Here is a 7987-nt window from a genome sequence, read left to right on the forward strand (position 1 = left end):
TCCGTCAGGTTTAGGACAGCATACGCCGTCAATTGGCGGACAGTATGGTTTAGCAGTAACACTATGACCTTATTTTCGGAAGCCAATTGCATATGAAAAAGAAAAAGTTCTCTCAATGATGCTATCATTTTCAATTACAATTAATAAAAAATGATATCCCCCGGCATAATATCATGCACAATAAGATCATGAACATCGGATAGTAAACTTAAAAGTTCGGTAGGTCTACCAGTTAAAATATCTAGCACTCCAAAGTGCGTCGGTATTACTTTCTTTACGTTCAAAAGCCGTACAGCTTTGGCAGCTTCACGAGGAGACATTGTATAAGCATCACCAATTGGTATTAAAGCGATCTCAGGCTCATAGAGTTCGGCAATTAAAGCCATATCACCAAATACGTTGGTGTCCCCGGCATGATAAATTGTTCTTCCATTTTCGAATTTAATAATATAACCCATGGGTTCCCCACCATAAAGAAGCTGATCTCCGTCAATGAAGGAAGAAGAATGATCCGCATGTACCGCTGTAACAGTAATATCTCCGAATTTTCTAGTTCCTCCTTTATTTATCGCAACTACATTTTGAACCCCTCTCCTCTGCAGAATAAAGGCCAATTCCCAACCAGCCAATATTACTGCTCCGGTCTTCTGGGCAAGCCACACCGCATCCTCAGCGTGATCACGGTGCGCATGTGTAAAAAAGATGAAGTCAACTTTTTCAATGTTTCTTACAAATTCAGGGCAAACTGGATTGTTCTTAACCCATGGGTCGATTAAAATTTCCTTACCTGTCGAGGTTTTTATATAAAATCCACCGAATCCAATCCATGTAAAAGAGATGTTCTGGCTTGCCATACTAACCGTCCCCTTAGCTTATAAATTTCTTGCATTAAAAACTTCCCTTGCAGTAGTTAGACCATTAAGTGCGGCCGGAACCCAACATAAACTCCCATTTGCATCATTATTTCTACAATTTCTTTTTTAGTACACCGGGGGCAATCTCCTTCAAAGATTCACGCGTATGACTACCCAATTCCCCAACTACCTTATTCATAATATCTAGGCCAACTTCATACCTATTCTTGCACATTTTGTTTACTCTCCTCCTCGATTTCATCTTCACACTCCATGTAATGTTCGTAAAATGAAATTTTTTTATTAACGGAATGAAGCAATAACTCAATTTCGCGCTGTCTCTCCACTATGTGGTTCCGATGATTCTTTAAGATGCGAAGTCGGTCTTTTAACGGTGCCTTCGGCATTTTTCCCGACTCTATTCTTTCGAGAATACATCCATCTTTCGTGAAGTCTGCGATATCGTCCAAAGACATACCCGTTTTTTTTAGTGCAACCAAGAACATTAAAAAGCTAATGTCAGTGTCTGTAAATTCACGAATCCCGCTTTTGGTTCTTCTTATTTTTGGGAACAAGCCACTTTTTTCATAAAATCTAAGGGTATGTGCAGATATCCCGGTTTTCTCCGCTGCTTCTTTGATATTCATAATTATTCGGAGCTCCTTCTATTGTCGACTGGGTACATCTTACACCTTAGATTCAACTCTAAGTCAAGTCCATTTTTAGGTTAAAATAGCAAACGGAGAAGACGAAATTATTCTGATGGCCGAACGTTCATAAAATACCCCATCTATAACAATTTTCTAATATTGTTAGAATTTATTAGTCTTCCAGAGCTTTGCTTTTTTTGGGATCCGCTTTCTTGACCATTTTACCCCCATCAAAATGTCGACCGTAAGTTTTTACATGCGTAGTGATTTCCTCAGCAGGAGGTAGTTGCCCCTCAAGCTCCCACGTTAAAAAATAGGACTGTACTTTTCCACTATAAAATACCCAGCTAAAAAATCTTCGTGTAAAATTGTGGAAGCCTTTGGTCCTGAATTTATTCATACGCTTGCCATCTTTCCAGACGGTTGTCGTTTGACCAACGCCTCCCTGCATTTGACCAGTCAATTCAGCATATAGAAGGTCTTCATTTTTGGTCATTGCTTTCATAATGAATTGATTTAACAACCCATTTATCATCAATCGTGGAATATTGAAAAGTTCTCCTCTTGTTACAGAAATCACTGCACCTGGTGGCAACAAGACATTTCTGTCTCCCAAGGTAAATGTGGCTCCGTACTTATTAGTAGGGTCTTCATGTTTCGTCCATGTTTTCATTAGGTCTCCTCCTTATTTTTTTAATGAACTCATTCCCAACCAAACAAAGCCAGCGCCAGTAAAGGCTGCACCGAGCGTAGAGATTAAAGCTTCTGCATCACCTGCTAAACTCCCGCTCGCAAAGACCATTGTTCCCACGATCAAAAGTATCCCACCACCACGCGGAAGTGCCTTTCGCCGAAGAAATGAGAGCCCGAAGAGGATCATTCCGAGTACAAATAGCAATGGACCAAAGGTATGTAGGTTCCTGGTTATACTCGTCTCGAAAACCGCGTCTACTTGCTTTCCGGATGCACCAGCAACTTCCACAAAAACAATTCCCGTAACAAGAATGGTACCCACAATGCCTGAAATCATGCCTAACAATCCGAGTAACCCGATTTGACTTCCGTACGCCGTGTACAACCAAAAGAATGCAAATACAAGAAGTAAATGAGCGGATAAAACTAAAGTCTGCCCCAATACTGTCCCTGGACTGTTACTTGCCCCAAGGTTCAGTACATGCGCAAGAAAAAGCAGCACCCCCGATACGACACATGATAATCCGCCTAGACGTTCCGATAATGTAGTTTTCATTTTACAGCTCCCGATTATTTACTGAAGTACTAAAAAACGAAATCATCAACGAATTTATCGTTGTCGGCCGTTCCATGGCCAGCCCGTGGCCAGTATCTGCCACTAATTTCGTTTGTATGTGCGGAACTAAGTGATTGGCTCTTGCAATCGCTTTTCTAGGATCATATTGAATATCTTGATCTCCGATCAGCAGGAGAGTTGGGCATTGAATGGCTTTCAGCTCATCATCCTCCATGTAACTTGGAAATAACTTATTTTTTGGCAAAGCATTCTGCATGCCCGCAATGAATTGGTTTCTCAAAGTCTCATTAACCTGATTTCCTTTACCGATCATGTAGTTCATTAGGCCGTTCAGACGTTTGGTTGTTGGAAAGACACCGGCGAGAAGGCATTTGATGAAAATTTCTTGCTCTGTGGTTGAAAAGACGCTGCTGGACTCATGACCACCATTTTATTGATAAACTGCGGAGCGTAAATGGCCAAAACCAAAGCAATAAATCCACCGTATGACAGACCTGCAACATGAGCCTTTTGAATATTCAAACCGTTCAAGATTTCACGGAACCAACTCGCACATTCTTCTTTGTTTTTAATCTGCCGAATAGCTTCACTCTTGTTAATATCTCCGATAAAATCCACTGCATAGGTACGATACCGTTTGCTTAGCGGCCTGATATTTTCGATCCACATCGTAGAACTAAAGCCAAATCCATGGAACAGAATCAGCGGTTCGGCATCTTCCGGTCCTGAAATAAGTACGTGTGTTTCACCAAAAGAAGTATCAAAGTATGCCGATTCTACCGGTACATCCCATTCTTGAAGTGTTCTATCGTAAGCTTGAATAAAGGTTTCCTTCGCACCGTTTTTATTTCTGTAAATCGTTTTCATGGTACTCGACTCCCCAATATCTTTTCAAAACAATAGTAAGGCTTTTGGCGAAAAGGAAACCGGATCGTTCCGATTCGCTCATAACCAGCCCGTTCATACATCCTGACGGCAGTATCATTTGCAGAGAATACGTCCAAGCGGATACTGGTGAACGTTTGGTCAAGGGCATATTGTTCCGCGAAACCAAGCAGAATTTTGCCTAGTCCCCTTCTCTGGAACTCCGGATGAACGGCAAGCCGGTGAACACAGGCAGGCTTCCCTTGCCGATCCGTCCAGTCCAAAATATCGTATCGCGAGCTTTGCTTTTCATCCACGACAACCGCTGCAATCACGGTATTGCTCTGTTTTACTCCGAACAGGCTTCCATTTTGGAGATCACTCTGGATGATGAAGCGGTTAGGGTAAAAGCGGTCCCACTGCTTGACGCCTTCCCTTCGGAGATGTTGTGTGACGGATGTGTAGAGGTTCCGAAGGCTGTGTCCGTCCAGAAGTTGAAATTGTTCCACTTGCATAAGATTCCTCCAATTTTTATACAATGTGCAGTTTGATTTGTTCAAGACGCCTAGCTGATTTTTTGCGATAGACCATCGTCCACAAAATTGCCGCTCCTATAAATCCGTACAGGACAAAATTGGATATCGCTAGAAATTGTGAAGTAGAGAGATGATTGACAATGATGACTCTCACGACCGACTCCATGACTAGAACAATCCCCCATACGAATGTCATTAGCCGCAGCACATAGCGAAAATATGGATATTTCCAATTATCCGCAAACCCTTCGATTGCAAGAAATCGCAGCACTAGGTAGTACATAAGGGGACGTTTTAACAAAAGGGAGCCCAGGAAAATGAGCCCGACGGAGCCTGTGATGAGCGATTCTCGGATTAATAAAATTTTCTCGTTCCCGCCCATAGATACGAGGACCAGCGTTAAGAGGAACGTGAACAGCATCAACGCTCCGAATACGTCGAGCTTCTTATGTCTGATCAAGTGGACAAGATTGTCCGTAAGAGGCACCAGAGTCGCAATAGTCAAAGCGAGAACGCTGCTCATGGAATGACTTAACCATTCATAAATCCCCCATGGGGCTAAGCCGTTAATGATCAAAGTAAACAGTACATAAGTACGCGGAGTCATTTTCACAAGTTTTTTCTCTCTTGCATTCCATGTTTCCATTTTTTTTCGCTCCTTTTCAGCACTTCCGCTAAACATCATAAAAGCAATTATTGCCGACATGTATACGATAAAATAAGGCTGTCTTATGTCCGTACAGGCTGCCACAACTACATATACCGCACAAGTGCAGCATGCGAGAAGGAGAAGGGCTGTAGTACGGCCTAGTCGTCGAAACATGTTCATTCCCCTGAGGTCTTTCATTCCACAATCGGAATGGCATGGCTGGCTAGTCTCTTCACATTTCTCCTCACCCTTCTTCTTCGACATGAAGCCGCTTTTCGTACCCTAAGTATAGAAAAGTACGCCCTGGATACCTAGGGTGGAAAGTACATAACTTTCGGGTATACTTTCTGAACTGCCCGCTCCTGTATGCACGCATTTGACGTAAAAAAGCGCTACATACCGTTAATAGGTATGTAGCGCTTTTTTATTCTTTGCGATCTCTTGTACTCGGAAGTTATAACAAATTATGTAATTTATTTACTGCTTGCGTACGATTCTCCACATTCAGCTTTGAATAAATGATGGACACGTAGTTTTTTATCGTACTTTCCGAAAAGTGCATCTCCAGCGCAATCTCTTTATATTTCAACCCGTCCGAAAGAAACCGGACGATTTCCATCTCTTTCTCGGTTAGCCCATATACCGGAATGTTTTCTTCCGGCTCCTCCCGTGCGTCTTGAAGAGTCGGAGTATGTTCTTGACGGGTATCGACCAGCAGCTTGGCGGTTTCCATAGAGATCAACGAACCTCCGCTGTTTACAATCCGAACAGCTTCGGCCAAATGCTTAGGTTGAACGCTTTTCAGCAGATAACCCTCAGCACCGAGCGAAATCGCATCCGCTGCATTATCGGTATCCTGAAACGTGGTCAATATGATTACTTTGACATCAGGCCAACGCTGTTTGATGATGCTCGTCGCCTTAATTCCATTCATCTCCGGCATATGAATGTCCATTAAGATGACATTTGGCGCTTCTATCTCGCACATCTCTATCAAGGCAAGCCCGTTCCCAGCCACGCCAATAACCTGCAAATCCAGTTCCATATCGAGCAAAATGCGGAAGCTTTCTGCAATTAGCTCCTGGTCCTCCGCAAGGAGAAGCCTAATATTTGTCGTGTTGCCGCGTTTTTTTACCGGAATCTCACACTTTACCCGGACACCACCACCGAAATCTGAAGTGATTTCAACCGTACCTAACGCGGCCGATATCCTTTCCTTCATCGTCTGGATCCCGAAACCTTGCTGAAGCTTTTCTTTGGTAGCCCCAACACCATTATCTTTGACTTCGAGGTGGATCTTATCGGCTAGGTAACGAAGTTCGATTTGGATCCTGTTCGCACGTGCATGGCGAACAGCGTTCGTAAGCGCCTCTTGTACGCATCGCAGCAGTGCATGATGCTGTGCCTGCGAAAGTGGATAGACGACGCCTTCTGTATGATACTCCACCTCGATTCCCGTATTTATGGAGAGCTCGCTGCCTAACTGACTGATCCGGTCAATCAGTGATTCCTGAAGACCGAAGTTATCCGCATTATGAACATGATCGCGTATATCCTCCAAGCCTCTTCTCGCGAAATCTAGTAGCTTATCCAAACGTTCTGTTTGTTTTTCCGTCCCTTGAAGATAAAGGTCCATCTCCCGCTTTGTCAACTCAAGTCCCGCAATCATGGAAGTTAGCGTATGTCCAATCGTGTCATGGAGTTCTCGCGAAATTCGGTTTCTTTCTTCGACGATCGTCAGCTGCTCCACTTGCTTCGAATATTCGGTTAACGCGCGGTTCTGTTCATGGATAAGCAGCATCTGATTCTCATTGTCCCGCAACAGTTTACTCATTTGTTTATTATGATCGATGAACTGATGGAATCTGTTGCCGATTTGGGTTACTCCCCACAAAACAATGGTTGTCTGCAGGACGATCACAATCGAACCGTTCACCGTTGCACCATCCATTTGTGGAAAGAAAAGATCTTTCTTGAAAATGAAGCCGAGCGCTGTAAAGATAGCAGTTGACATCCCGGTATATATAATAAGCAGCCCATTAAGGTAAACAAGCGCGAGGGCTAGATTAATATACATAATTTGAAAGATCAGCGAGTTATCGTTGAATGCCCACAGCTGGTACATCGAAAAGAGAAGCATCCCCGTCATAAAAACATACTTATAATTCTTTTCAATTGATGGTACGAATAATAACGAAAGCATAATACCAAAAAAAACGAGAATAATGAGTAAAAATTGGCCATTGATCGGATTAAATAAGGAATAATGCGTAGCGATGTTCAATTCAGCCATTATAAAAATAGGCCCACATAGCAAAAAAAAGAGCAGTCTATTTTTTTGCACGTCAAGCTCCAAATTTGTGAAACAGGTTTCTTTCAGCCAGCTAACCATTAAGTAGGAATTCCTCCTTGAATAAGGGAATGTTTGAAAGCTCACACAAATGAATTCGCATGATTCCTGGATCGTCTCCACTACTATAAAGAAATAATCCAAGCGTAATCCGCATTTCCTGCGGGATGGTTTTTATCCAATAAGTAGACGAATGCCTTCGTGCTTAATATTTTGACTAGCATTGTGATCCCGATCATGGAGGCTGCCACATCCCTTGCATGTCCATACCCGTAAGGCAAGATACTTCACATCCGAATTACGGGGTCCCGCACACATGACAAGTGTTCTCTGCTGTTCATAAAACAATACCATACAAATTCACCATCGAATAGTGGTTCTCACCCCTTTTTACGGTACACTGTGTTAACCGATATCAATAAAGATAAGATCATAAGTAATAACCTTCAGTGAACTATGCTGATCGTTACTTGAATGAACAAAAAAGGAGCAGCCACGAGGCAAGCTCCTTCACTATCGTTTCCGTTAGAATTCCTGTGGAACGAATAATTTGGAGTTTGCATAAAAAAGAGCGCCTCTGTACGATGGGAGTACGTAACGGGTCTACAGCCCTTAAAATCCCACATCAGGAGGTCGCTCTACTATGAAGTTTAAAGCACAAGATAAACAAAATCAACTCATTGAAAACATTACCGCTAATCACCTTGTTGTCGGTGTAGATATTGCTCAGGAGACCCACGTTGCTAGAGCTGTTAATTTCCGTGGTATCGCTTTGGGTAATCCACTGGAATTTAGCAATGATGAAGTCGGCTTC

The 7987-nt window shown here is 42.8% G+C and carries 10 protein-coding genes and 1 pseudogene; 1 reads left to right on the forward strand and 10 read right to left on the reverse strand.

Annotated elements, in window-relative coordinates; all coding sequences use genetic code 11:
- Positions 1 to 140: 140 nt before the first annotated feature.
- The 10 genes from G519_RS0137010 to G519_RS50910 all read right to left on the reverse strand — a co-directional run bounded on the left by G519_RS0137010 (position 141) and on the right by G519_RS50910 (position 7527).
- The gene (locus G519_RS0137010; protein ID WP_029198847.1) at positions 141 to 854 is read right to left on the reverse strand and encodes a metal-dependent hydrolase; all 714 of its coding nucleotides are present in this window, start codon (positions 852 to 854) and stop codon (positions 141 to 143) included.
- 221 nt (positions 855 to 1075) lie between these two features.
- Positions 1076 to 1501: a MerR family transcriptional regulator gene (locus G519_RS0137020; protein WP_029198848.1), complete on the reverse strand. Its 426-nt coding sequence runs from the start codon at positions 1499 to 1501 to the stop codon at positions 1076 to 1078.
- Positions 1502 to 1676: 175 nt separating this feature from the next.
- The gene (locus G519_RS0137025; protein WP_029198849.1) at positions 1677 to 2177 is read right to left on the reverse strand and encodes a hypothetical protein; all 501 of its coding nucleotides are present in this window, start codon (positions 2175 to 2177) and stop codon (positions 1677 to 1679) included.
- Positions 2178 to 2189: 12 nt separating this feature from the next.
- Positions 2190 to 2753 (reverse strand): hypothetical protein, encoded by a 564-nt coding sequence (locus G519_RS0137030; RefSeq protein WP_029198850.1) that lies wholly within the window; start codon positions 2751 to 2753, stop codon positions 2190 to 2192.
- A gap of 1 nt (position 2754) precedes the next feature.
- The gene (locus G519_RS52745; RefSeq protein WP_244280347.1) at positions 2755 to 3054 is read right to left on the reverse strand and encodes an alpha/beta fold hydrolase; all 300 of its coding nucleotides are present in this window, start codon (positions 3052 to 3054) and stop codon (positions 2755 to 2757) included.
- Positions 3055 to 3104: 50 nt separating this feature from the next.
- Positions 3105 to 3641, reverse strand: a complete 537-nt coding sequence (locus G519_RS52750) for an alpha/beta fold hydrolase (RefSeq protein ID WP_244280348.1) — start codon at positions 3639 to 3641, stop codon at positions 3105 to 3107.
- Positions 3638 to 4153, reverse strand: coding sequence for a GNAT family N-acetyltransferase (locus G519_RS0137040; protein WP_029198851.1), 516 nt, complete (start codon positions 4151 to 4153; stop codon positions 3638 to 3640). Before G519_RS0137040 ends, G519_RS52750 begins: the two co-directional genes overlap by 4 nt.
- 16 nt (positions 4154 to 4169) lie before the next feature.
- Complete coding sequence (locus G519_RS0137045) at positions 4170 to 4997, reverse strand: VC0807 family protein (RefSeq protein ID WP_244280349.1); 828 nt, start codon at positions 4995 to 4997, stop codon at positions 4170 to 4172.
- Positions 4998 to 5277: 280 nt separating this feature from the next.
- Positions 5278 to 7215, reverse strand: a complete 1938-nt coding sequence (locus G519_RS46495; protein ID WP_051254053.1) for a DUF4077 domain-containing protein — start codon at positions 7213 to 7215, stop codon at positions 5278 to 5280.
- 132 nt (positions 7216 to 7347) lie between these two features.
- Positions 7348 to 7527, reverse strand: a complete 180-nt coding sequence (locus tag G519_RS50910; RefSeq protein WP_127528321.1) for a zinc ribbon domain-containing protein — start codon at positions 7525 to 7527, stop codon at positions 7348 to 7350.
- Between the two features lie 289 nt (positions 7528 to 7816).
- Here G519_RS50910 and G519_RS52755 point away from each other — a divergent pair.
- Positions 7817 to 7987 (forward strand): annotated as a pseudogene (locus tag G519_RS52755) (IS110 family transposase); the annotation flags it as partial.

This window comes from Paenibacillus alginolyticus DSM 5050 = NBRC 15375, assembly GCF_000422905.1.
Classification (GTDB): domain Bacteria; phylum Bacillota; class Bacilli; order Paenibacillales; family NBRC-103111; genus Paenibacillus_E; species Paenibacillus_E alginolyticus.

What these genes read in the sequence shown, in the direction of transcription:
- G519_RS0137020 (WP_029198848.1), bottom strand. Translation starts at nt 1,501, where the DNA reads ATGAATATCAAAGAAGCAGCGGAGAAAACCGGGATATCTGCACATACC.
- G519_RS50910 (WP_127528321.1), bottom strand. Translation starts at nt 7,527, where the DNA reads ATGGTATTGTTTTATGAACAGCAGAGAACACTTGTCATGTGTGCGGGA.
- G519_RS46495 (WP_051254053.1), bottom strand. Translation starts at nt 7,215, where the DNA reads ATGGTTAGCTGGCTGAAAGAAACCTGTTTCACAAATTTGGAGCTTGAC.
- G519_RS0137045 (WP_244280349.1), bottom strand. Translation starts at nt 4,997, where the DNA reads ATGTTTCGACGACTAGGCCGTACTACAGCCCTTCTCCTTCTCGCATGC.
- G519_RS0137030 (WP_029198850.1), bottom strand. Translation starts at nt 2,753, where the DNA reads ATGAAAACTACATTATCGGAACGTCTAGGCGGATTATCATGTGTCGTA.
- G519_RS0137010 (WP_029198847.1), bottom strand. Translation starts at nt 854, where the DNA reads ATGGCAAGCCAGAACATCTCTTTTACATGGATTGGATTCGGTGGATTT.
- G519_RS0137040 (WP_029198851.1), bottom strand. Translation starts at nt 4,153, where the DNA reads ATGCAAGTGGAACAATTTCAACTTCTGGACGGACACAGCCTTCGGAAC.
- G519_RS52750 (WP_244280348.1), bottom strand. Translation starts at nt 3,641, where the DNA reads ATGAAAACGATTTACAGAAATAAAAACGGTGCGAAGGAAACCTTTATT.
- G519_RS0137025 (WP_029198849.1), bottom strand. Translation starts at nt 2,177, where the DNA reads ATGAAAACATGGACGAAACATGAAGACCCTACTAATAAGTACGGAGCC.